General features: G+C 66.3%; 21 protein-coding genes, 4 tRNA genes and 1 pseudogene. 14 read left to right on the top strand and 12 right to left on the bottom strand.

Annotation, left to right across the window (positions count from 1 at the left end; translation table 11 throughout):
- Positions 1-5: 5 nt before the first annotated feature.
- Positions 6-2,246, bottom strand: a complete 2,241-nt coding sequence (locus tag ACLQ3C_RS19245; protein ID WP_425706698.1) for an MMPL family transporter — start codon at positions 2,244-2,246, stop codon at positions 6-8.
- Between the two features lie 288 nt (positions 2,247-2,534).
- Here ACLQ3C_RS19245 and ACLQ3C_RS19240 point away from each other — a divergent pair, with 288 nt between their 5' ends.
- A complete protein-coding gene (locus ACLQ3C_RS19240) occupies positions 2,535-3,173 on the top strand; it encodes an alpha-ketoglutarate-dependent dioxygenase AlkB (RefSeq protein ID WP_425706697.1) in 639 nt (212 codons plus the stop codon).
- A gap of 21 nt (positions 3,174-3,194) precedes the next feature.
- On the opposite strand, the gene ACLQ3C_RS19235 is transcribed toward ACLQ3C_RS19240, so the two are convergent.
- From ACLQ3C_RS19235 to ACLQ3C_RS19225, 3 genes are all read right to left on the bottom strand, one after another.
- Positions 3,195-4,082 carry an oxidoreductase gene (locus ACLQ3C_RS19235; protein WP_425706696.1) on the bottom strand — a complete coding sequence of 296 codons (888 nt, stop codon included), beginning with the start codon at positions 4,080-4,082 and terminating at the stop codon, positions 3,195-3,197.
- 47 nt (positions 4,083-4,129) lie between these two features.
- Entirely contained in the window at positions 4,130-5,764 is a 1,635-nt protein-coding gene (locus ACLQ3C_RS19230) for an adenylate/guanylate cyclase domain-containing protein (RefSeq protein ID WP_425706723.1), read from the bottom strand.
- Positions 5,765-5,923: 159 nt separating this feature from the next.
- Positions 5,924-6,916, bottom strand: a complete 993-nt coding sequence (locus tag ACLQ3C_RS19225) for a helix-turn-helix transcriptional regulator (protein ID WP_425706695.1) — start codon at positions 6,914-6,916, stop codon at positions 5,924-5,926.
- Positions 6,917-7,018: 102 nt separating this feature from the next.
- Between ACLQ3C_RS19225 and ACLQ3C_RS19220 the strand changes: the two genes are divergently transcribed.
- Both ACLQ3C_RS19220 and ACLQ3C_RS19215 read left to right on the top strand, forming a co-directional pair.
- Positions 7,019-7,441, top strand: a complete 423-nt coding sequence (locus ACLQ3C_RS19220; protein ID WP_425706694.1) for a VOC family protein — start codon at positions 7,019-7,021, stop codon at positions 7,439-7,441.
- Positions 7,442-8,029: 588 nt separating this feature from the next.
- Positions 8,030-9,646, top strand: a complete 1,617-nt coding sequence (locus ACLQ3C_RS19215) for an ABC-F family ATP-binding cassette domain-containing protein (RefSeq protein ID WP_425706693.1) — start codon at positions 8,030-8,032, stop codon at positions 9,644-9,646.
- 63 nt (positions 9,647-9,709) lie between these two features.
- Here ACLQ3C_RS19215 and ACLQ3C_RS19210 read toward each other — a convergent pair whose 3' ends face one another.
- On the bottom strand, positions 9,710-10,072 hold the full coding sequence (locus ACLQ3C_RS19210) for an Rv2640c family ArsR-like transcriptional regulator (protein WP_425706692.1): 363 nt from the start codon (positions 10,070-10,072) through the stop codon (positions 9,710-9,712).
- Positions 10,073-10,170: 98 nt separating this feature from the next.
- Between ACLQ3C_RS19210 and ACLQ3C_RS19205 the strand changes: the two genes are divergently transcribed.
- Positions 10,171-10,665 carry an ArsI/CadI family heavy metal resistance metalloenzyme gene (locus ACLQ3C_RS19205; protein WP_425706691.1) on the top strand — a complete coding sequence of 165 codons (495 nt, stop codon included), beginning with the start codon at positions 10,171-10,173 and terminating at the stop codon, positions 10,663-10,665.
- A 26-nt stretch (positions 10,666-10,691) separates the two neighbouring features.
- Here the strand turns inward: ACLQ3C_RS19205 and ACLQ3C_RS19200 are convergent, their stop codons facing one another.
- From ACLQ3C_RS19200 to ACLQ3C_RS19180, 5 genes are all read right to left on the bottom strand, one after another.
- On the bottom strand, positions 10,692-11,105 hold the full coding sequence (locus tag ACLQ3C_RS19200) for a low molecular weight phosphatase family protein (protein ID WP_425706690.1): 414 nt from the start codon (positions 11,103-11,105) through the stop codon (positions 10,692-10,694).
- Complete coding sequence (gene arsB, locus ACLQ3C_RS19195; RefSeq protein ID WP_425706722.1) at positions 11,098-12,183, bottom strand: ACR3 family arsenite efflux transporter; 1,086 nt, start codon at positions 12,181-12,183, stop codon at positions 11,098-11,100. Before arsB ends, ACLQ3C_RS19200 begins: the two co-directional genes overlap by 8 nt.
- Positions 12,180-12,542, bottom strand: coding sequence for an ArsR/SmtB family transcription factor (locus ACLQ3C_RS19190; protein WP_425706689.1), 363 nt, complete (start codon positions 12,540-12,542; stop codon positions 12,180-12,182). The genes arsB and ACLQ3C_RS19190 overlap by 4 nt, the downstream gene beginning before the upstream one ends.
- 241 nt (positions 12,543-12,783) lie before the next feature.
- On the bottom strand, positions 12,784-12,978 hold the full coding sequence (locus ACLQ3C_RS19185) for a hypothetical protein (RefSeq protein ID WP_425706688.1): 195 nt from the start codon (positions 12,976-12,978) through the stop codon (positions 12,784-12,786).
- Positions 12,979-13,088: 110 nt separating this feature from the next.
- A tRNA-Lys gene (locus ACLQ3C_RS19180) sits at positions 13,089-13,164 on the bottom strand.
- Between the two features lie 180 nt (positions 13,165-13,344).
- Here ACLQ3C_RS19180 and ACLQ3C_RS19175 point away from each other — a divergent pair.
- The 6 genes from ACLQ3C_RS19175 to ACLQ3C_RS19150 all read left to right on the top strand — a co-directional run bounded on the left by ACLQ3C_RS19175 (position 13,345) and on the right by ACLQ3C_RS19150 (position 16,101).
- Positions 13,345-13,417, top strand: a tRNA-Glu gene (locus tag ACLQ3C_RS19175).
- Between the two features lie 33 nt (positions 13,418-13,450).
- A tRNA-Asp gene (locus ACLQ3C_RS19170) sits at positions 13,451-13,527 on the top strand.
- A gap of 29 nt (positions 13,528-13,556) precedes the next feature.
- Positions 13,557-13,630: transfer RNA gene (locus ACLQ3C_RS19165), tRNA-Phe, on the top strand.
- A gap of 147 nt (positions 13,631-13,777) precedes the next feature.
- Positions 13,778-14,419 (top strand): nucleotidyltransferase domain-containing protein, encoded by a 642-nt coding sequence (locus ACLQ3C_RS19160; RefSeq protein WP_425706687.1) that lies wholly within the window; start codon positions 13,778-13,780, stop codon positions 14,417-14,419.
- A complete protein-coding gene (locus tag ACLQ3C_RS19155) occupies positions 14,419-14,805 on the top strand; it encodes a hypothetical protein (RefSeq protein ID WP_425706686.1) in 387 nt (128 codons plus the stop codon). The genes ACLQ3C_RS19160 and ACLQ3C_RS19155 overlap by 1 nt, the downstream gene beginning before the upstream one ends.
- 444 nt (positions 14,806-15,249) lie before the next feature.
- Positions 15,250-16,101 (top strand): SDR family oxidoreductase, encoded by an 852-nt coding sequence (locus tag ACLQ3C_RS19150; protein WP_425706685.1) that lies wholly within the window; start codon positions 15,250-15,252, stop codon positions 16,099-16,101.
- A 21-nt stretch (positions 16,102-16,122) separates the two neighbouring features.
- Here ACLQ3C_RS19150 and ACLQ3C_RS19145 read toward each other — a convergent pair whose 3' ends face one another.
- Positions 16,123-17,082, bottom strand: a complete 960-nt coding sequence (locus ACLQ3C_RS19145; RefSeq protein ID WP_425706684.1) for a cytochrome c oxidase assembly protein — start codon at positions 17,080-17,082, stop codon at positions 16,123-16,125.
- A 162-nt stretch (positions 17,083-17,244) separates the two neighbouring features.
- Here ACLQ3C_RS19145 and ACLQ3C_RS19140 point away from each other — a divergent pair, with 162 nt between their 5' ends.
- Together ACLQ3C_RS19140 and ACLQ3C_RS19135 are read left to right on the top strand one after the other, a co-directional pair.
- Positions 17,245-17,901: an NUDIX hydrolase gene (locus ACLQ3C_RS19140; protein ID WP_425706683.1), complete on the top strand. Its 657-nt coding sequence runs from the start codon at positions 17,245-17,247 to the stop codon at positions 17,899-17,901.
- 133 nt (positions 17,902-18,034) lie between these two features.
- Positions 18,035-18,586, top strand: a complete 552-nt coding sequence (locus ACLQ3C_RS19135) for a YceI family protein (RefSeq protein WP_425706682.1) — start codon at positions 18,035-18,037, stop codon at positions 18,584-18,586.
- A gap of 238 nt (positions 18,587-18,824) precedes the next feature.
- On the opposite strand, the gene ACLQ3C_RS19130 is transcribed toward ACLQ3C_RS19135, so the two are convergent.
- Positions 18,825-19,736, bottom strand: a complete 912-nt coding sequence (locus ACLQ3C_RS19130) for an alpha/beta fold hydrolase (RefSeq protein WP_425706681.1) — start codon at positions 19,734-19,736, stop codon at positions 18,825-18,827.
- A 127-nt stretch (positions 19,737-19,863) separates the two neighbouring features.
- Between ACLQ3C_RS19130 and ACLQ3C_RS19125 the strand changes: the two genes are divergently transcribed.
- Both ACLQ3C_RS19125 and ACLQ3C_RS19120 read left to right on the top strand, forming a co-directional pair.
- On the top strand, positions 19,864-20,781 hold the full coding sequence (locus tag ACLQ3C_RS19125; protein WP_425706680.1) for an alpha/beta fold hydrolase: 918 nt from the start codon (positions 19,864-19,866) through the stop codon (positions 20,779-20,781).
- A gap of 461 nt (positions 20,782-21,242) precedes the next feature.
- A pseudogene (locus ACLQ3C_RS19120) lies at positions 21,243-21,430 on the top strand (hypothetical protein); the annotation flags it as partial.

Below are 21,430 nucleotides of genomic sequence, written 5' to 3'. Positions count from 1 at the left end.
CGTCCTCAGCTCGGCGCCACCGCGGTGTCGGCGGTCTCTGCGGTGTCCTTCTCTTCCGGCAGCCCGCGGTTGCGCACCGCGCCGCCCTCGATGTCGAAGTCGATGACCAGTTTGTCGAGCCACTTCGGCAGTCCCCAGGCCCGGTCGCCCAGCAGCGCGATGACCGCGGGGACGACCGTCATGCGGATGATGAAGGCGTCGAAGAAGACCGCGATGGCCAGCGCGAAGCCGAGCATCTTGGACGTGGTGTCGGGTGCGAGCATGAACGAGGCGAAGACGCTGATCATGATCACCGCCGCGGATGTAACCACGCGCGCACCGTGCCGGTATCCGGCGACGATCGCGTCCTTGGCGTTCATGCCGTGCACGTATTCCTCACGCATTCGCGTCATCAGGAAGACCTGATAGTCCATCGCGAGCCCGAAGACCACACCGATGAGGAAGATCGGCAGGAACGACAGGGTCGGGCGGGTATCGCTGATCAGCCCGAGGTAACCCTCCTGGAAGATCGCGACGGTGATCCCGAAGGTGGCCAGCACGGAGAAGATGAAGCCGATCGTGCCCACCAGCGGCACCCAGATCGAGCGGAACACCCCGATCATGATCAGGAATGCCAGGCCCACCACGACGACGAGATACGGGATCAGCGCCTTGTCGAGTTTGGCCGACAGATCCGACATGATCGCCGTCTGACCGCCGACGTGTACCTCCACCCCGTTCTTGGCGATTGTCGGTGCCCAGTCCCGGATCTTCTCCATCAGGTCGTGGGTCGCCTGTGCCGACGGTGCACTCGTGGGGGTGACCATGATCAACGCCGTCTTGGCACCGGCGTTCGGGTTCGCCCCGGTGCCGTCACCCATCCACATCAGGGTCGCGGCGTTGGCGACGTCGGGCAGGGTCTTGATGTGTGCGACGGCCTGGTCCGCGGCGGGGGCGATCTGGCCATCGCCATCGTGCACGATGACCAGCAGCTGGCCGTTGACGCCTTCGCCGAATCCCTTCTGCAGCAGGGTCGAAGCGCGCGCCTCGTCCGAATTGGACAGGTCCATGCCCAGTTGCAGTTTGCCGACCGGGATCGCCGCCAGGACGAGGATCGCGAGTCCGACGATGATGAACGGCAGCGGACGTTTGACCACCGCACGCCCGTAGCGGACGCCGTTGCTGTCGGCGGTCGCGGACTCCTCGGCATGGCGAATCCACGGGATCCGCGGGGTGAAGGCGAAGCGTCCGACGGCCCCGAGCAGGGCCGGGATCAGCGTGAGTGCGGCCAGCACCGCCAAGACCACGGCCACGGCCGCGCCCGCACCCATCTGGGTGATCAGCGGGATGCCGACGACGGTGAGCGCCACCACCGCGATGACCACGGTCAGACCGGCGAACACCACCGCCGAACCCGCGGTGCCGACCGCACGGCCGGCCGCATCGGTCCGGTCACCGCCGCGTTTCACCTCGCTGCGATAACGCGAGACGATGAACAGTGCATAGTCGATGGAGACGGCGATACCCAGCATGGTGACGATGCCGGTGGCGGTCTGGTTGACCGTCATGATCTTGGCGCTGAGCGTCACCAGCATCATCGTGAGCGCGACGCCGGCGATACCGGTGATCAACGGGATGAAGGCCGCCACGAGCGCGCCGAAGGCGACGATCATCACCACAAAGGCGATCGCGAAGCCGATCAGCTCGGCCTTGCCGCCCTGCTCCATCACCTGCACCAGCGAACCGGTGGCCTCGACCTGCAGACCGTCCCCGCGATGTTTGGCAAGGACGTCGAGCAGTTGGTTCTTCTGGTCGAGGGTCAGGTCCTGGATGTTGGTGGTGATACCGACGGAGATGAGGCCCACGTGTCCGTTGTCGCCGAGCACCTTGGCCGCCAGAGCGGGTTGCGCCTGTGCGGCGAGCAGCGGGCTGACCACGGTCTTCTGGTCGGCGATGTCGGGCATCTTGCGCAGGTCATCGGCGAGCGCGTTCAGCTGGCCGGCGTGTGCCTGCAGGCCGTCGGGCGCGTACACCACGACGGTGGCCGCACCGCGGGACTGCTCGTCCATGACCTTGGGGAAGTACTCCTGCAACTGACTTGTCGCAGTGCCCGAGTCGGTCCCGGGCAGATCGAAGTCCTGCGCGAACTTCGGTTTCAGCGCGCCGACCAGTCCGGCGACGACGACCAGTGCCAACAGCCACGTGGCGATCACCCACCACTTGTGTCGGAACGAGAACCGGCCGAGCCGGAAGAGTACTGATGACATCCGTTTCCCCTTGGAGGCTGTGGTGTGGACCAGCGATTGCGAACGTGACCTGTGGAGCACGATCTCGATCGGCGGCGAGCGTTCGGGCGGGCAGGACACATCACACCAAAGTGTGAGTGACTAACACTTGATACTGTTTACTCCGCTTTCCCCCGGCCTGCCACCGTGGAGCGCAAGTGTGGCCAACGACATGCCGGGGTGCCGCGTGTGATGTCCGAGCATACCGGGCGGCCAGATGGACCGGCACCGGATCTAGAACATGCGTTCGGGTTGCGCTACCGTGGTCGGATGACCGTAGGCATGCAGGGGTCGATCTTCGATTTCGCGGAGTCCGCCGGATCCGATCCGGCGATCGGCGGCCTGCAATCACAGATCACCCGGCGGGAACTCTCCGACGGCGCGTGGGTGGATCTGCGCCCCGGATGGATCTCGGGGTCGCAGACCCTGTTCGACGCGTTGCACGACAACGCGGCGTGGCGGGCCGAACGCCGCCGGATGTATGACCGCGTCGTCGACGTCCCGCGGCTCGTCGCCACCTATCGTGCGAACGCCACGCTCCCCGATCCCCTTCTCGTCCAAGCCCGTTCGGCGCTGACGCAGCACTATCGCGGCGAGTTGCCCGAAGGTTTCTCGACCGCGGGCCTGTGCCTGTACCGCGACGGCACGGACTCGGTGGCCTGGCACGGCGACCGATTCGGCCGCGGCGCCACCCACGACACGATGGTCGCGATCCTGTCACTCGGTGCACCACGGCCGCTGACGCTGCGGCCGCGCGGCGGCGGTCCGTCGTTGCGGTTCGTGCTCGGTTCGGGCGATCTGCTGGTGATGGGCGGCAGTTGCCAGCGGACGTGGGAGCATGCGGTACCGAAGTGCGCCGGGGTCGGCGCCCGCATCAGCGTGCAGTTCCGCCCGCCCGGCGTCTGGTGAGGCGCGGCGGCGCTCGCGGCCTCAGGCTCCGGGTATCGGCCCGTCGAAGCTGACGCCGGTCAGTCTCTCCGACGCCGCCCACAGCCCGTCACGCAGTGCGCGGTCGTTGGCGCGGCCACTGAAGGCCGACACCCCCGGCGCGCCACGCATGCCGAACCATTGGGTCGGACCATAGAAGGTGCCGTTGACGACGTCGGGTGCGGTGGCCGCGTACAAGGTGGGCAGGGCACCGCCGGCGGCGGATTGCGCGAACAGATTCCCCACCTTCATCACGGCGTCCATGAGGGACTCGGTGCGGCCTTGTAGTCCGGTCGCAGCGTAGCCGGGGTGGGCGATGAGCGAGAGCCGGCCGTCGTTCGCGGCGTCGAAGCGGTCGGCGAGATCCATCCCGAACATGAGGTCGGCCATCTTGGAGTCGCCGTAGGCCTGCCAGCGCTTGTAGCGGCGCGTACGCCAGTCGAGATCCCCGAGATCGATGCGGCCGAGCTGATGCAGCCCGGACGAGAGCGTCACCACCCGGTCGCCGATCTTGGGCAGCAGCAAACCGGTCAACGCGAAATGGCCGAGATGATTGGTGCCCATCTGCATCTCGAACCCATCGGCGGTGCGCCGCAGCGGCACCGCCATCACACCCGCGTTGTTGATGAGGACATCGGCGCGGGAGATGCCGTCGGCGAAGGCGCGCACCGACGCGAGGTCGGCGAGATCGAGTCGGGCCGCCCGCGCACCGCCGCCGATGTCGCGGGCCGCGGCCTCGGCCTTCGCGGTGTCGCGGCAGGCCATGATCACCTCCGCGCCGGCGCCCACAAGTGCTCTCGTCGTCTCGGCACCCAGACCGGAGTTGGCCCCGGTGACGATGAAGGTCCTACCGGACTGATCCGGGATGTCGCTCGTCGACCATCCGCTCATGATCTCTCCCTTGTGTTTTCGTGAATTGCCGCGTTCTTCCTGGGCCGTCACCGCATACGCAGCAGTCCCGCCGATCCGAGCCACCGCACCGGCCGCAGCAGCCCGGAGATCATGTCCCCCACCGTAGGCGGACTCGCAACCATCAGACCGGTCGGTCCGTAGATCTCGGTCGCCTCACTGCGGCCACGGACGACCCGCTTGTCCACCATCGTCCATTCAGGCGCCTCGGCGTGGGCCGCGTCGATCGCGGCACCGCTCGCCAGAACCGGCACCCGACTGGTCTTCGCCAGGTCGGACAGGCGCGCACACTCGTTGACCGGGTCGCCGATCACGGTGTACTCGTAGCGGCGTTCGGCCCCGATGTTGCCGGCGAACGCCGTACCGAACGAGACCCCGATGCCCCAGCGGATGTCGAGGGCCTCGGTGAGTCCGCGTGCCAGATCCCGGGCCGCGGCCAGTGCCGCGCCGGCCGGGTCGTCTATCTCGACGGGTGCACCGAACACCGCGAGCGCGGCGTCGCCCTCGAACTTGTTGACGAACCCGCGGTGCTCGTCGACGACCTGCGCGACGATCTCGAAGAACTCGTTGAGCAATGCGGCGGTGTCCTGCGGGCTCCGCTCCTGCGCGATGGTGGTGGAACCGACGATGTCGACGAGGAGCACCCCGACCCGGGTGTTGGTGCCATGCAGCCCCATTCCGTTCTCGATCGCGAGGTCGGCGACAGTGTCCCCGACATGACGCGCGAACAGTTCCCGCATCCGTTCACGTTCGTCGAGCCCCGTCACCATCTCGTTGAATCCCTGTTGCAGCACACCGAGTTCGGAGGAGTCGTAGACGTCGACGTGCACGTCGAGATCGCCGTCGTGCACCTTCTCGACGGCATCACGCAGTTCGGTCAGCGGATCGATCAATGATTGACCGACGAGGACGATGATCCGGATGCCCGCGGCGAGCCCGACGATCGCGAGAACGACGCTGGCCCAGTCGACGTCACCGACCACCGGCGGCAGCATGTGGAGACGACGGCCGGCGTTCAGAACGATCAGGCCGACCATCGGTACCGCCGAACTCACCGCCCACACCGCGAACATCCGGCCCCGCACCCCGTGCACGACCCGAGTGGTCGGGTCGGAGGCGAGCGCCAGCATCATCAGCGGCCGCGAGGCGCGTTCGGCGAACAGATAGGTCAGGCAGGCGCTCGACAGACTTGCCAGACCGAACGCCACCGCGACCCCGAACGCGGTGGCCGCGCTGAGCGAATCAGCGGATATCGCAATGTAACTCACGACCGAAGCCAGCCAGGCAAGCATCGTCCCGAGCACCTGCCGAATCGGGATTCGTTGGACGGCAACGCGTCTGGCATGATCGGCGGGTTCGCCGCGGATGAACCAGCGGATCTGCGGCCGCAGCAGGAGCACACCGAGGATCAGATTGGCCACGATGCATACGGCGATCGCGGTGACGATCCCGGGGAAATTGGGGGCGCGCAGCGTCTCGTCGACCGACAGCGTTCCGCCGTTGTACGACAGCTGCACCAACAAGAAGGTCTCGACGCCGATCAACGCGTTACTGCCCACGATCGCGCTCACCGCGATGGCGACCGCGCGGCGGGCGAGGCATCGGCGTTCGCCCTCGTCGAGCCGCAGCCACTTCCCGGTACCCGGCTCGCCGTCACCCCACACCCGCGCGGCGAGGCGTCGCCGGGCGTTGCGCCGACGAATGCCACCACGACGACGCCGGACATGCTGCCCGGCAGCGGACGGCCCGACCTCGGAACTCGGTGATGAAGTCATGGGCGTCCCTGCAGTCGATGTCACCTCGAGATTACCGAATGGCGCGGGTCACACCGTCGGTCGATGCGGTGGTCCCTGCCGTGCCGCGTCCGCGAAGCGGTGCGCGAGGGTGGCAAAGGCATCGGCGAGCTCATGTGGTGCCACCTCGAGCACGGGCCCGTCGAAGCGGGCGATCGAAGCCGCCAATGCCACCCACGACCACGACCCGACGATCAGCCGGCACCGATCGGGGCCCAGATCGTCGACCATCCCCTCGTGAACGAACGGCGCCACCTCGGCCGCGGGCAGGCCCAGCACCACCTCACCCATGCACGGCCACCGATTTCGGTGGTCGGAGCCCTTGAATCGACCGGCCAGGAAGGCGTGCACGTCACCGCCGGGAATACGACGCGGCGTGAATCTCGGACCGGTCGGAACACGCGGGGTCATCCGGTCGAGCCGGTATACGCGCCAGTCGTCGGCATCGAGGCTCCATGCGACGAGGTACCAGCGGCTCTCGGCGAGCACCACGTGATGCGGCTCCACCGTGCGTGGCGACGCGGCGGCATCGCGATCGCGACCGACCGGCACGTAGTCGAAGCGCAGCACCTCCCGGGCCCGGACCGCCGTACTCACCGCGATCAGCACCTCCGTCTCGACGACCGCGGCGTTCGATGCCGGCAAGGTCGAGAACGCCACCTCGTCGATCCGGTGCCGCAACCGGGAAGGCATCACCTGCCGCACGGTCTGCAGCGCCCGCAACGCCGACTCACCGTCGGCGATCGCCGATCCCGCGGCGATCTGCAAGGCGACCGCGACCGCGACGGCCTGGTCGTCGTCGAAGTGCATGGGCGGCAATTCCGAGCCGGCATCGAGCCGATACCCACCGTCGGGACCCTTGATCGCGACGATCCGGTAGCCGAGTTCCCGCAGGCGATCGACATCGCGCCGCAGCGTGCGGTCACTGATCTCCAACCGCCCGGCCAGCACCCGACCGGGCCAGTCGCGCCGCGTCTGCAGCAGCGACAGCAGCGTCAGCATCCGCGAGGGCGATCCGGTCATGGGTACATCTTCGCCCGAGAAGCGGACGCAAGATGACCGGTACTACTGCGAGGCTCGTCATGCGGCCGAAGACATCGGCTGCATGACAAACAAGGAGTCACCGTGTCCGTCAGCGTCACCCCGCACCTGAACTTCCGCGGCACCGCCCGTCAGGCGCTCGAGTTCTACCAGTCCGTGTTCGGCGGCGAGCTGACCATCGCCAGCTACGCCGACATGGGGATCACCGATCCCACCACCGCCGACCACGTCACCTTCGGGCAGGTCATCGGCGACAACGGCTTCCGCATCATGGCCTACGACGCCTATCCCCAGCTCGAATGGGATCAGGGCAAAGACCCGTTCTTCGTGTCCGTGCGCGGCACCGACGCCGCCGAACTCCAGAGCCACTGGGACAAACTCGCCGACGGCGCGGAGATCAAGGCGCCCCTCGCCCCGGCCCAGTGGGCGCCGTTATACGGGCAGCTCACCGACAGGTTCGGCATCACCTGGGTCCTCGATATCGCCGCCGAATATCCCGCCGCCTGAGCGAGTCGGGGTGGGCCGCCCGCGTCACTGCGACTCGGGCGGCCCGCCCTCGGCTCGGCCGCGCCGAGAGTTCCATCGTCCGAACATCTTTCGCCAGCACCGACCCCCAGGACATCGAGACCTCCGGCGGATTCAACCTCTGATCACCGATGACACGGGTGCACCCCGCCATGCCTGCCCACCCCACGCCGCTCGGCAAGCCGGGCGTCGTCGGGACCGCGGCTGATAGCATCTCTGTTCATGGAGCTGATCGAGGTCGACAGAGTCTAGCCACCGAACTGCCGGTGGCTTTCACTTGTGCGGGGTCCTCCGCATCAGTGAATACTCGTTTCGCCTATCCACGCGCATGGGCCCACCCCCGTTTCGGGATGCGGCCATTCGCGTGACGCTCACCGGCATGTTCGCATCGCCCCGGCCCCGGTCGCGTGACTGCGAATGTGCGAATCCACCTCTCGGACTTCTCATTTCGTCGACAAACGGCCTGTGGTCGGTTTGGCCCCGACGTACTGCGCTGCGCCCATCGATACCGCACCGATACCCGTCACAACCCCACCGGTGCTCGACGGGAGAGAAAGAGAACCACGGCACATGTCTACGAAATCCGCTGTCACACTACGTGATCTGGCGTTTGAATGGCCCGACGGCAGCGTCGCCCTCGCCGGCGTCAACGGCACCTTCGGCACCGGCCGCACCGGACTGATCGGCCGCAACGGCGCAGGCAAATCCACCCTGCTCCGCCTCATCGCGGGCGAACTGCAGCCGACCTCCGGCCACATCGACACCAGCGGCGAGGTGGGCTATCTACCGCAGACACTCACCCTGCAACCGGACACCACGATCGCCGAGCTGCTCGGCATCCGGCCCACCCTCGACGCGATGAAGGCCATCGAGTCGGGTGACGCCGACCAACGGCACTTCGATGTGATCGGCGACGACTGGGACATCGAGTCCCGCGCCGACGAGGCGCTACAGCAGATCGGGTTCTCGGCTGCCGACCTCGATCGCCGCGTCGCCGAGGTCTCCGGTGGGGAGGGCATGCTCATCGCGATCACTGGTCTGCGCGTCCGTCGCACGCCGATCACGCTGCTCGACGAGCCCACCAACAACCTCGACCGCGCCACGCGCGACCGACTCGCCGAGTTCGTCGATCAATGGCCGGGGACGCTCGTCGTCGTCAGCCACGACCTCGAGCTGCTCGAGCACATGGACAACACCACCGAGTTGTACGGCGCCACTCTGGAAACGTTCGGTGGTCCCTACAGCGCGTGGAAGGCACACCAGGAGCAGGAGCAGGCCGCCGCGATGCAGGCAGCGCGCTCTGCCCAGCAGGCGCTCAAGGTGGAGAAGCGGCAGCGGGTCGAGGCCGAGACGAAGCTCGCGCGCCGTGAGCGGACGGGTAAGAAGACCCAGCGCGACGGGGGCATCCCGAAGATCCTCGCCGGAAACAGGGCGAGCAAGGCGCAGGCATCGGCGGGGTCACTTCGTTCCACGCTCGACGACAAGGTCGCGGCGGCGCAGGCTGCCGTCGATGCGGCCGACGGGCGGGTTCGCGAAGAAGTGCACATCCACCTCGCCCTGCCCGACCCGGATGTCCCGCGCGGGCGGCGTCTGGCCGAGTTGGCCGACGAGGAGCGGACCATCGTGATCCAGGGGCCGGAGCGGGTCGCGCTCGTCGGCGCGAACGGAACCGGGAAGTCGACGCTGATCGCCCAGCTCGTGGAGCGGACCGAGCCGGCACCCGGGCGGCCGCACGGACGCCTCCTCATCGACCACGTCGGCTTCCTCCCGCAGCGTCTCGACGGCCTCGACGACGACGCCAGCGCCATGGAAAACGTCGCGGCCGTCGCGCCGGACACCCCGGCCGGCACCATCCGTAACCAGCTCGCCCGGCTCCTGCTGCGCGGCGAGGGCGTCGACCGGCCGGTTCGCACGCTTTCCGGCGGCGAACGGTTCCGGGTGTCCCTCGCGCGGCTGCTCCTCGCCGACCCGCCGGCTCAGCTGCTGATCCTGGACGAACCGACCAACAACCTCGACATCACCAGCGTCGAACAGCTTGCCGAGGCGCTCGACGCCTACCGCGGCGCGCTGCTCATCGTGAGCCACGACTTCGCCTTCCTGGAGCGCATCGGCATCGAGACCGTCCTGGAACTGGACGAGAGCGGCCGGATGCACCAGCGACCGGAGTTGCCGCGGCAATGGAGCTGAGCCGACAGCGTTGAGGCCGGTGGCAGCGTCAGCGGTCGCTTGAGAATTCGTAAAGACGCCGGTTCAGCAGCACCCCGTCGTGGCGCTGAGGACGTTGCGCAGTGCTTCCAACGCGTCCGGCAATGCGCGGTAATAGACGTTCATCCCTCGGCGGTCAGGTGTGACCATGCCGGCTTTGCGAAGCTGCCCCAAGTGGTGACTCGTGGTGGCCTCGGCGAGACCGACCGCGGTTGCGAGGTCGCAAGTGCAGATCCCGTCGGCGGTGTCGGCGAGCAGAATCGAGACGAGCTTAATGCGCACGGGGTCGGCAAGAGCCTTGAGCCGCAATGCGATTTCCAGCGCGGTGTCGTCATCGAGCGGGGCCGCTGAGACCGGCGCGCAGCAGATCGGGGCGCTGATGTCGACCATCGGCAAGGTCTTCGGCATAACCGGATCGTACGCTCGTACTTGACATATGTCGAAAAGGTGGCACTCTGCGCTTTGACCGTATTTCGATATATGTCTCACAGGTGAAGGTGATGGTCATGTCCCGTATGCAGCTCGCACTCAACGTCGATGATCTCGACACCGCGATCGAGTTCTACTCCAAACTGTTCAACACCATTCCGGCCAAGCGCAAGCCGGGATACGCCAACTTTGCGGTCGTCGAGCCGCCGCTGAAACTGGTGCTTCTGGAGAATCCTGGCCAGGGCGGCACGATCAACCACCTCGGCGTTGAGGTGGAATCGAGCGAGAAGGTGCATGCCGAGATCGCCCGGTTGTCTGGCGAGGGCCTGATCACGCAGGAGGAGATCAACTCCACCTGTTGTTTCGCGACCCAGGACAAGGTGTGGGTGACAGGGCCGGCGAACGAGAAGTGGGAGGTTTACACCGTGCTCGCCGACTCCGACACCTTCGGGACCAGTCCGAAGTTGTTGGAGCAGAACGCCGTCGATGACACCGATCAGGGTTCGGTGTGTTGCGGTGGTAGTTCCGCCGATGCCGCCGATCCGGTGAACGCTCGTCCGGCTTGCTGCTGACGAGTGTTCGTATCTCGCGCTCTCGCCTACCGCGCAATACGGTGGGCGAGGGTGCGGATCCGGTTGGTGATGTCGTCGCGGATCAGGCGCATCCGTTCGATGCCGTCGATCCCACGCTCGGAGGGTTCGTCGGTGTTCCACACCTCGAGAGCGACGCCGTCGGGTGGGGTGACCTCGGCGGTGCCGACGACCACGACCAGGTCCGCGGCGATCATCAGGTCGTCGGTGAGTTGACGAGGACGGTGACCGGCGACACCGGAGACGCCGACTTCGGCGAGCGCCTGGGCCGACAATTCGTTGACCTGCCCGCCGATCTTTGCACTGGTGCCGGCTGACGACGGGGTGACCAGATCGGTGACCGTCGGTGTGAGGTGCTCGGCCATCACGGACTTGCCGCGGTTGCTCACACAGACGAAGAGCACTTCGAGGGGATCAGGCATCGCGCATGGGCCCCTTCGGTGCGGTGGTTGCGGCAAATCGTCTCCGCAGCGCGAGGGACACATAGACGAGGGCGACGAGGACGGGCACCTCGATGAGTGGACCGATGACCCCGGCAAGAGCTTGCCCGGAAGTTGCACCGTAGGTCGCGATCGCGACCGCAATGGCGAGCTCGAAGTTGTTGCCGGCAGCCGTAAATGCCAGCGTGGTGGTGCGCTCGTAGCCCAGACCCATTGCGGCGCCGAGAACGAACCCGCCACCCCACATCACGGCAAAGTAGATCAGCAGCGGCAGCGCGATCCGCACGACGTCCCACGGCTGCGAAGTGATCTGATCACCCTGCAACGCAAACAGGATGACGATGGTGAACAGCAATCCATAGAGCGCCCACGGACCCAGACGTGGCAGGAATGAGGCCTCATACCACTCGCGCCCTTTCGCGCGTTCGCCGATGCGTCGGGTGAGGTAGCCGGCGACAAGCGGGATACCGAGGAAGATCAGCACCGACTTCGCGATCTGCCACGGCGAGGTGTCGATGGCCGTCTGCTCCAGGCCGAACCATCCGGGTAGCACCGAGAGGTAGAACCAGCCCAGAACGGCGAACATGATCACCTGGAACACCGAATTCAGAGCGACGAGAACGGCAGCCGCTTCACGATCACCACACGCCAGGTCGTTCCATATGATCACCATCGCGATACAACGGGCCAGACCGACGATGATCAGTCCGGTCCGGTACTCCGGCAGGTCCGGAAGCAGAAGCCATGCCAGCGCGAACATCAACGCCGGACCTACGATCCAGTTCAGCAGGAGCGATCCCAGCAGCAGACGGCGATCGCCGGTGACCGAGTCGAGTCGGTCGTAGCGCACCTTCGCCAGCACCGGATACATCATGATCAGTAGCCCGAGAGCGATGGGCACCGAGATGCCGTCGAGTTCGACGGCCGCCAGTGCGTTACCCAGCCCCGGGACAGCTCGGCCCAGGAGTAGACCGACGACCATCGCCGCACCGATCCACACCGGCAGGAACCGGTCGAGTATCGACAACTTGCCGGCAACCGCGTCCTCGGTGGCGATCACCGGTCCGCTTCGCACGCGCGAGCCTTCCCCACGACAGAGGCGAGGCCGCCCAGCAGACCCGAGAGTTGTTGCAACGCTTGGGTGTTCACGCGGTAGTACACCCAGGTCGACCGACGCTCACTGGTCATCAAGCCCGCTTGCCTCAGCACCTTGAGATGGTGCGAGATCGTCGGTTGCGAGACGTCGAACGGCCCGGAGATATCGCACACGCATGCCTCACCGCCCGGATGCGCAGCAACCTCCGACAGCAACCGCAATCGAACCGGGTCCGCGAGCGCCTTCAACAGCGGTGTGACCAGCCCGGCCTCGTCCACGCTCAGACCGCGCGATACCGGCGCCAGCATGTTCTTATTCGACATCCATCAATATTGACATGCATCAATCTACCGAGCAAACGGTAGCCTTCCGCGTGCATACATGCGTTCCGCATTGATCACCACGGGGGCCACCAGGCGTCGATCGTCGATTCGGTCTCAACCGAGGCGCACGCCGACCACGACGTCGGGCCGGCCGAAGTACCCGCGACGCTCCTAAAACTTCACGGCCTCGACGGATAGACCGACGCTTGGGGTCTTGTTGCCGACCCGGGCTAGGCTCCAGTCACCGCTCGCGCCCAACCTGATTGGCCGCCAACCACACTGCGGCGATACCGAGCCATGCGGCGGCGGCGATGCCGACTTCGGGCCATGCACCGCGCGCGGCCATCCCGGCGGTGCCGACGACCGCGAGCACCACGCCCGTGGCAAGCCAGACCTTGGGGTTTCGCACGATGTGTTGCACGCTGAAGTTTCTCATCACGACCTCAGCTGCACATCGTGGTCGAGGCAGCGACGAGTGCGAAGATTGTCCGTTTCATGCGGCAATCATAAGGTGCGGCACCGACACGACCGTGTCGGTGCATGGGATGGTGCCCCCAGTAGGGCTCGAACCTACGACCTGCGGATTAAAAGTCCGTAGCTCTACCAACTGAGCTATAGGGGCGGGCCCTCGGCGCCGAGGGCGGATGCGAGTTTACCCGGTGGGTCACGGCCACCCGGCAGCCGGTGATGCCTACGCGTGTCGAAACCGCGTTGCCGCCGGTGACATGGCGATTTGTGTTTTCCGCGCGCCGTGTCCTAATCTGAGTCGGCTCCCAAACGGAGTCTCCCGAACGGAGAACCGGCCCCCTTCGTCTAGCGGCCTAGGACGCCGCCCTTTCAAGGCGGTAGCGCGGGTTCGAATCCCGTAGGGGGTACGCCTGTTCGCTCGCGAACAGACAACTGAACAAGGCCCTGTGGCGCAGTTGGTTAGCGCGCCGCCCTGTCACGGCGGAGGTCGCGGGTTCGAGTCCCGTCAGGGTCGCCAGAGGTGTCGGTATTGCACCACTGCCGTCCGGCCAGGTAGCTCAGTTGGTACGAGCGTCCGCCTGAAAAGCGGAAGGTCGTCGGTTCGATCCCGACTCTGGCCACAAAGATGAACCACCTGTTCGCAGGTGGTTTTTTCTTATTTTCTGGGATGCCTCGCCCGAGAACCGTTCTCACGGCGGACTTCCTTGTCGTCAGCAGCAACTATAGTTGCGATACTCCAACTTTAGTTAGGGCGAGGGAGGTTTTCCATGCAGCTCAACAGGCCGATCGCAACTGTGACACCGACCCTGGACGGCGACGTGCTCGCGGTCCTGGCGAGCGCAGACGCGACATTCACCATCAGCCAGATCCAGCGCATCCTCACCACCGCGTCCGGGGAAGGCATCCGCAAGGTCCTGAACCGGCTCACCGGACAGGGTGTGGTGCTGCACGACCAGGTGGGTAGGACCAACACCTACCGCTTCAACACCGAACACCTCGCTGCCGAGCCCATCATGGCCCTGTCACGGTTGAACGTCACTTTCCGCAGCCGCCTCGGGGAGCACTTCAACAAGTGGGGCAAAGAGCTCAAGTACGCTGCGGTGTTCGGCTCCGCCGCGACCGGGCGCATGAAACTCGACAGCGACATCGACCTGCTGCTTGTACGGTCCTCCGAGTCCGGCCGCGACAGCGATGACGCGTGGCAGCAACGGGTGACCGAACTCGCCCGACTTGTCACCGCGTGGACCGGCAATGACGGACGGATCGTCGAGTACGCCGAGAATGACTTCCGAGCCGCGGCCGCCACCGGTGAACCCTTGCTCCGTGACGTGGCGAAGCAGGGCCTGACCGTCGCGGGGACACGGACATGGTTCAACGCGCAGCTGCGCCCCGCCGCGAGGAGACCCTGATGGCGGGACAACGCGACTGCGACTCCGTGGTCACGGCGGGGCGGATGTCCAAGGCGAACGAGTTCTTCGGCGCCGCCGACTATCTCGGCGAGGAGATGCCGAACGCCGCCGGGGACCTATACGTCGATGCGGGGATCGCCGCCGCGGACGTGATCTGCTGTGTACGCCTCGGCGTGCACTCGAACACTGGCAACCACAACGAAGCGGTCGCCCTACTGAAGCGTGCGGACAGCGGGTCCGAACGGCGCCTGAATACGCTCCTGAATTTGAAGAGCAAGGCTGCCTACACCCATCAGGACCTGACCGCTGCGGAGCTGAAGAAGATGAACCGAGCGGCCGAGTACCTGGTCGAGGTAGCCAAACAGACACTGGCCGCTCGGCCGTAGTCCGCTCCTCACCGGATCTCCGGACGACTACGACTGTGTACGTGCTGGGTACGCCAATCGCCCTCCCGCGCAGTGCACATGTTCGCGCGCACTCTATACGGCACGCGAATTGGCAATCCGCCTGCTCATAGAACTGGGCGAACTCGATGGACAATCGATCCGGCAAATGTCGGATATCGCAAGAACGCCCAACACAACCGCGCAGCGATGGGTGAAGAACCCCCTCGAAGTTCCGCAGCTACCCGAATAACTGACGCGGATCCGTGACCCCGTTCCGTGATGTGGCGAAGCACGCCTGACCGTCTCGGGGTCCGAGCAGACATTGCGTGCCAGCCCGCTCCGTCATCTGTCTCGGCATTCGCCGGCCCGTACGTTACGTCAGTTCCATTCCCGCGAGCCGTCCGCAGGTTTGCCCGACCGAGGACCCAGGGTACCCGGCAGCACATGGCTGAGACAAAGGTATTGGTGACCGGAGCCGGAACGGGGTTCGGAAACGAGATCGCGTTCCGGCTCGCCGAGCGGGGCCTCGACGTGATCGCGGGCGTCGAGATCTACGCGCAGGTGTGGGCTCTCGAGCAGGAGGCGGCACGACGCGGCGTCACAGTGCGGGTGGAGAAGCTCGATGTGACCGATCCCGGTGATCGGAAGAAGGCTTCGGGTTGGGACGTCGACGTCCTGCTCAACAACGCCGGCGTCGCCGAGGGCGGCTCGATGGCCGACATACCGGGCGACAATCTGCGTCGGCAGTTCGAGGTCAACGTGGTCGGCCCGGTGCTGTTGACGCAGGGGATCGCCAAGACGATGGCGCAGCGTCGCAGCGGCAAGATCATCTTCATGTCCTCGATCGCCGGACTGACCGCCGATCCCTTCGCCGGCGCGTACTCGGCGTCCAAGCACGCGATCGAGGCCGTCGCCGAGTCGCTGTTCCAAGAGCTCACGGAGTACGGCATCGAGGTGGCCACCATCAATCCGGGTCCATTCCTGACCGGGTTCAACGACTGCATGCTCGAAACGTGGAAGAGCTGGAACGATGACCCCGGTGCCCGACTCTTCGACTACAGCGAGATCGCCTTCCCACACGAGCAATACGATCCCGAACCGGTCTACGAGACGGCCGTCCGGGTGGTCACCGGCGAGACCGACGCCTATCGCAACGTCGTACCGACCGAGATCGTCGACGATCTGCGCGGGCAGATCGACGCGCCGTGGGATCGCAAGTCGACCGACGGGCGCGGCCAGCGGTCCGAGTTGGTGGCAACCGCATACGAGATGCAGCCGGAAACTCCGGTTGAATAGGCGAATTCGAGAGGATCTCGGTCACCGGAATCGGTCACGCAGCTCCGGATGACTCTCCCACCAGAGCGTCGTCGACCCGGACGCGGAATCGATGGCTCCCTCCGCTGCGCGCGGTATCGGATCGGCGGCGGCGAGTTCGGCAGCCTTGAGTTCGGCAGCATCGAGTTCGGCATCGGCGGCTTCGGCGCGCAACCGCTCGTCGGCGCGGAAGCGTGAGAAGAGCACGAGAAGGAACGGTAGGCCCAGGGCGTCCCCCAGAATCCAGAACACCCCGGCCCCGATGGTCTGGTCGGTTCGCAGCGACGGACCCCAGACTCGGTGCAGCGCTTCGTAATACGATGCGGCGAGCAGACCTCCCTGCCACATCACCACCCCGAGCACGCCGTCGCCGAGGGTCTCGCCGAGCGTGATGAGCAACGACATCGACTGCGGGTAACGCCGCGGCACCGGATCGAGTTGCAGCCGCGTGTAGAAGTAGCCCGCACCGCAGATCACCAGCAACAGCCGGGTGAGGGTGTCGACGGCCCCGGACTGCAGCATCGCCGGATACCAGCCGGTGAGATAGATGAGCCAGGGCGTGACGATGATCCCGGCCGACGTCGTCGCCGGCGACGCGAGCACCCGCGCGGGCTTCGACCCCAGCACCCGGTCGAACGCGGCGTGCCCGACGATGTCGCGCGCCATCGTGCCCGGCATCCCGAGCGCAAGGCAGAACGGCACCACCATCAGCAGGAGCACCACCTGCAGCGCCCGCACCCAGAACAGCACGTCGGAGTACACGCCGACGAAGCCGCAGCCGGCGATCAGCCATACCGCGGCACCTATCAACACCGGCACCGCCCGCGACGAGGGCACCGTCGAACGTCGGAGTCCGACGAGGTAGATGCCGACCACCAACACGACGAGGATCGACGACGGCAGGTCGAATCGCCATGAGGTGACTGCGGTCTGCAACGTCAACGGTGTCGAAAGGGCTGCCACGACCTATCAGTGTGCGCCGCCAGGCATCAGGTAATCGACTCGTAAAAATTTGGCGCGCAGGCTATCCGGACAATTCGGCCATGCGGGTGGACCATCCGGGGCCGGGGCGTCGCCGGCGAGCCCGTCCTTCGGCGACGATGGCCGACGTGGTGAACTAGAGCGGTGACCACCGTCGAGCACGACGCCCTGACCACCCGGCTGTCGGCCTTCGACCGTCGCGCCGCCACCGCACCCGGGAGACCCGCCGCGGTCGCGGTGGTCGTCGTCGAACGAGTCGATGAGCACGACCGGCCCGAACAGGGCATCTGGCTGCTGCGCCGGCCGATCACGATGCGCAGGCACGCCGCCCAGTTCGCGCTCCCGGGCGGTCGCTTGGATCCCGGCGAGGATGCACGCACCGCCGCGCTGCGTGAATTGCACGAGGAGATGGGAATCGCCCTGTCCCCCGACGATGTCGTCGGCATGCTCGACGACTACCCGACCCGGTCGGGCTTCGTCATCACGCCGGTCGTCTGCTGGGCCGGCCGCCCGCCCACACCGACACCCAGTCCCGACGAGGTGTCGGAATGGTTCTTCATCCCGCTTGCCGATCTCCTCGTGCCGCCGCGGTTCATCTCCATCCCGGAGTCGCCGCGGCCGGTGATCCAGATGCCGATTCCCGGCCTGCGCCGCGACCCCGACGACCAGTCCCCCAGCGGCGCGACCACACTCGTGCACGCGCCGACGGCCGCAGCGCTCTATCAGTTCGCCGAGGTGTGCCTGCGCGGCCGCCACACCCGGGTCGACGAGTTCGAACAACCGGTCTTCGCCTGGACATGAGATTGCCCGACAAACTTCCGCGAACGGGGAATGAAATCGGACCGCGGTCCGGTTATGCTGGGTGATGGGCCGACACGACCCAGAAACCACTGCAGTCATCGAGCCCGGGCATCTCCCGGACAAGGAGCACATCATGAGCACATCCACCGTCACCGCACCGATCGCCGCCGGTACCTGGACCATCGATCCGGTCCACTCGACCGTCGGCTTCGCCGTCAAGCACCTCATGGTCAGCAAGGTTCGCGGCACGTTCGACGCGTTCAGCGGCACCATCACCGTCGCCGAGGACGGCACCCCGTCGGTCCAGGCCGAGATCGATGTCACCTCGATCAGCACCGGCAACGAGCAGCGCGACGGCCACATCCGCTCCGCCGACTTCTTCGACGCCGAGACCTTCCCGAAGGCGACTTTCACCTCGACGTCGGTCCGTCCCGATGGCGACGACTACGTACTCACCGGCGACTTCACCCTGCACGGTGTGACCAAGCCGGTCGACCTCAAACTCGAGTTCAACGGCGTGAACCCCGGCATGGGCCACTGTCCGGTCGCCGGCTTCGAGGCCACGACCGTGCTCAACCGCAAGGACTTCGGCATCGACATCGACATGCCGCTCGAGGGTGGCGGCGTCGTCGTCGGCGACAAGGTCACCATCACCCTGGAGATCGAGGCCGGCCAGGGCGCCTGATCCCACCCCATGACCCGATGACTCGCCCGATCGGCGAGGTCATCGCAGCAAGGGACCGGTACCGCAAACCCCGTGTGCGGTACCGGTCCCTTGCGCTTTTTCGCCGACGCAGTCCGGTCCGACATCGCGGTCCTCAGTGACGCGCTGCCCGACGCCGCCTCCACCGGAAGCGATGTCGCGGTGCACCGCGCGATCGGCGACCTCCCCGACGCGTGGCGACTGCGCCTGACACGACTGCCTAGGGAACGATGATGCGCGAGGTGGTGCGCAGATCGGCGGCGCGGACCACCTCGTCGACGGCGTCGAGGAAGGGCGGGAGAAACTTGTCGGCGCCGATCACGCAGGTTGCGTGTCCGCCGTCGACGTCGAAGCGGCGCGCACCGGGGATACCGTCGACGAGCAGTTGCTGACGTTCCGGTTCGACGACCTTGTCGCGCGTCGAGACAACGACCGCGGTGGGCACGTCGATCTCAGCGAGCCAGTCGCGGGAATCGAAGCGGCCCAAGCCTTCTCCGAAGTCGCCGGAATGCGAGAGAGGCGTCGAGAGGAACTGCCGCATCCCCCAAGCCAGGGTGCGGCCGGCGGGGCGATCAAGACTCGCATCGGAAGGGCGCGGGATGAGTTTGTACACCGGTCTGAGCAGCCGCCCGGCGCGTTCGGCCTGTGCACGCTGATGCGGGTCATGGGTGCTGAAGTACGGACCGGTCGAGCACAGCACCAGCCCGCCGACCCGGTCGCGATGGCGACGCCAGACGAGCTGGGAGATACCGCCGCCCATCGAGAAACCCGCGGACACGAAGTGCTCGATCCCGAGGACGTCGGCGAGTGCGGCGACATCGTCGGCACAATCGAGCAGATCGAACCGGTCCGATCGGATACCCCGGCCGTGCCATCGATGGTCGAGAGTGATCACCCGGTAGCGCCGGTTCAATTCCGGGAGTACCGGATACCAGCACAGCAGGCCGGTCGTCATCACCGAATGCTGCAGGATGACCACCGGGGCGTCGGCGGGCCCGGAATCGGTGACGAAGGTCGCGCCCCGTCCCGGCAACTCCACCATGGTCCCGGTCGGCAGATCCCGCACCGCCGGGTAGAAGGAAAGGGCATGCGGGAGACGTCGGAATTTCTGATCCAGAACGGCAGGACTCACGGTTACGACGTTACGCGAGGAACCGTCTGTTGTGACTGCTCTTACCGCATGCGCCGCCACTTCGGCGGGAGGCCACACACACCCGCCGGCTCATCGTGACCGAACTCACCGTGAGATGCTGAGGCCCATGATGCGGATCGATCGTCCCAAGATCGAGGGCTCGGTCGCCGTCGACAACGGCAGGCGGCGGATCGGGTTCGCCGAGTATGGGTCGGCACACGGACGGGCCGTCGTGTGGTTGCACGGCACTCCCGGTGCGCGACGTCAGATACCGCTCGAGGCGCGGGCGTTCGCCGCCGAACACGGCATCCGGCTGATCGGCCTCGACCGGCCCGGCGTCGGCAGCTCCACCGCCCACCGCTACGACTCCGTGGCCGACTTCCCCAGCGATCTCACCGTAGTTCTCGATGCCCTGGGCATCGAGCGGTTCGCGGTGGTCGGCGTCTCCGGCGGCGGCCCGTACGCCCTTGCGACGTCGCACGCCCACCCCGGCCGCGTCGCGGTCGCCGGCATCGTCGGCGGCGTCGCACCGACCACCGGGCCGGAGGCGATCGCCGGCGGCGCGATGCGTCTGGGTTCCCTCGCCGCACCCATCGTGCAGGTGGCCGGCGTACCGCTGGGCAAGATCCTCAGCTCGGCGCTGGGCGTGGCCCGCCCGATCGCCCCTCCAGCGATCTCCCTCTACGGCCGGCTCTCACCGCGCGCCGACCGAGAGTTGCTGGCCCGCCCCGAGTTTCGCGCGATGTTCCTCGACGACCTGCTTCACGGCGGCAGCCGGCGAATGGAGGCTCCATTCGCCGACATCGTGATCTTCGCCCGGGACTGGGGATTTCGCGTCGCCGACGTCACCACTCCGACGCGGTGGTGGCATGGCGACCGCGACCACATCATCCCCTACGCGCACGGGGAGCACATGGTCTCGCTGCTGAGCGATTCCAAACTCTTCCGCCTGTCCGGCGAGAGCCACCTGAGCACCTTCGGGATGTCGACGGCGATCCTCGCCGAGCTGCTCTCCGTGTGGGATCAGGCGGATTCTGCGCCGTAAAGACTCCGCCGTAAACTGGTCTCCGGATCTTCTGCCGATCATCGAGATCCGCGGCACCGGTGTCACACAATGCGCGGGTCATGCCATCGGTCCGGCAATCCTGTTGCGCGACTTGGTCACCCGAGCCGCATCCGCCATCGACGAGAGCCTGGCCGCACCGGTGGTCGACACCGACATCCTGCGGGCCGCGATGTAGAGGGCCGCACACGACGGACTCGACGGCAACGGCGCGTCAGCGACGGCTCTTCACCGAAGGAGCAACCGCGACCGAACTCGTCGATCTGGCTGCCGCCGACTTCACCCGGTGAGCGACGGCCCCTACCACACGCCACCGACAAGAATCGGCCGGCTCGAACCGCTCGAATGATGTTGTGCACAAACAGTATTCGTCTTCTGAGGCCTTGCGCTCAGCGGATTTCCATGTAGACTTGACCCATCGCAGCGATCGCCAGGGGAGGGCAATGATCGACGACACCACCACCAGCTCTACAAGCTCAAACAGTTCCACCGCCCGCATCATCGATGCCGAAGCACTGTTCGCCGGCATCGTCGAGCAACTCAGCGACATCCATCTCGACCCAGACCTCACCGGCCCACAAGCATTCGCGGCGATGAAACAAATACTGCTCGCCCACAACCTCCTCGAGCA

Source organism: Gordonia sp. DT30 (assembly GCF_049844915.1).
GTDB lineage: Bacteria > Actinomycetota > Actinomycetes > Mycobacteriales > Mycobacteriaceae > Gordonia.
The sequence above is the reverse complement of the archived record's forward strand: the minus strand, read 5'-3'. Positions and strand labels throughout refer to the sequence as shown.

What these genes read in the sequence shown, in the direction of transcription:
- ACLQ3C_RS19245 (WP_425706698.1), bottom strand. Translation starts at nt 2,246, where the DNA reads ATGTCATCAGTACTCTTCCGGCTCGGCCGGTTCTCGTTCCGACACAAG.
- ACLQ3C_RS19240 (WP_425706697.1), top strand. Translation starts at nt 2,535, where the DNA reads ATGACCGTAGGCATGCAGGGGTCGATCTTCGATTTCGCGGAGTCCGCC.
- ACLQ3C_RS19235 (WP_425706696.1), bottom strand. Translation starts at nt 4,082, where the DNA reads ATGAGCGGATGGTCGACGAGCGACATCCCGGATCAGTCCGGTAGGACC.
- ACLQ3C_RS19225 (WP_425706695.1), bottom strand. Translation starts at nt 6,916, where the DNA reads ATGACCGGATCGCCCTCGCGGATGCTGACGCTGCTGTCGCTGCTGCAG.
- ACLQ3C_RS19215 (WP_425706693.1), top strand. Translation starts at nt 8,030, where the DNA reads ATGTCTACGAAATCCGCTGTCACACTACGTGATCTGGCGTTTGAATGG.
- ACLQ3C_RS19210 (WP_425706692.1), bottom strand. Translation starts at nt 10,072, where the DNA reads ATGCCGAAGACCTTGCCGATGGTCGACATCAGCGCCCCGATCTGCTGC.
- ACLQ3C_RS19205 (WP_425706691.1), top strand. Translation starts at nt 10,171, where the DNA reads ATGTCCCGTATGCAGCTCGCACTCAACGTCGATGATCTCGACACCGCG.
- ACLQ3C_RS19200 (WP_425706690.1), bottom strand. Translation starts at nt 11,105, where the DNA reads ATGCCTGATCCCCTCGAAGTGCTCTTCGTCTGTGTGAGCAACCGCGGC.
- ACLQ3C_RS19190 (WP_425706689.1), bottom strand. Translation starts at nt 12,542, where the DNA reads ATGTCGAATAAGAACATGCTGGCGCCGGTATCGCGCGGTCTGAGCGTG.
- ACLQ3C_RS19185 (WP_425706688.1), bottom strand. Translation starts at nt 12,978, where the DNA reads ATGAGAAACTTCAGCGTGCAACACATCGTGCGAAACCCCAAGGTCTGG.
- ACLQ3C_RS19160 (WP_425706687.1), top strand. Translation starts at nt 13,778, where the DNA reads ATGCAGCTCAACAGGCCGATCGCAACTGTGACACCGACCCTGGACGGC.
- ACLQ3C_RS19155 (WP_425706686.1), top strand. Translation starts at nt 14,419, where the DNA reads ATGGCGGGACAACGCGACTGCGACTCCGTGGTCACGGCGGGGCGGATG.
- ACLQ3C_RS19150 (WP_425706685.1), top strand. Translation starts at nt 15,250, where the DNA reads ATGGCTGAGACAAAGGTATTGGTGACCGGAGCCGGAACGGGGTTCGGA.
- ACLQ3C_RS19135 (WP_425706682.1), top strand. Translation starts at nt 18,035, where the DNA reads ATGAGCACATCCACCGTCACCGCACCGATCGCCGCCGGTACCTGGACC.
- ACLQ3C_RS19125 (WP_425706680.1), top strand. Translation starts at nt 19,864, where the DNA reads ATGATGCGGATCGATCGTCCCAAGATCGAGGGCTCGGTCGCCGTCGAC.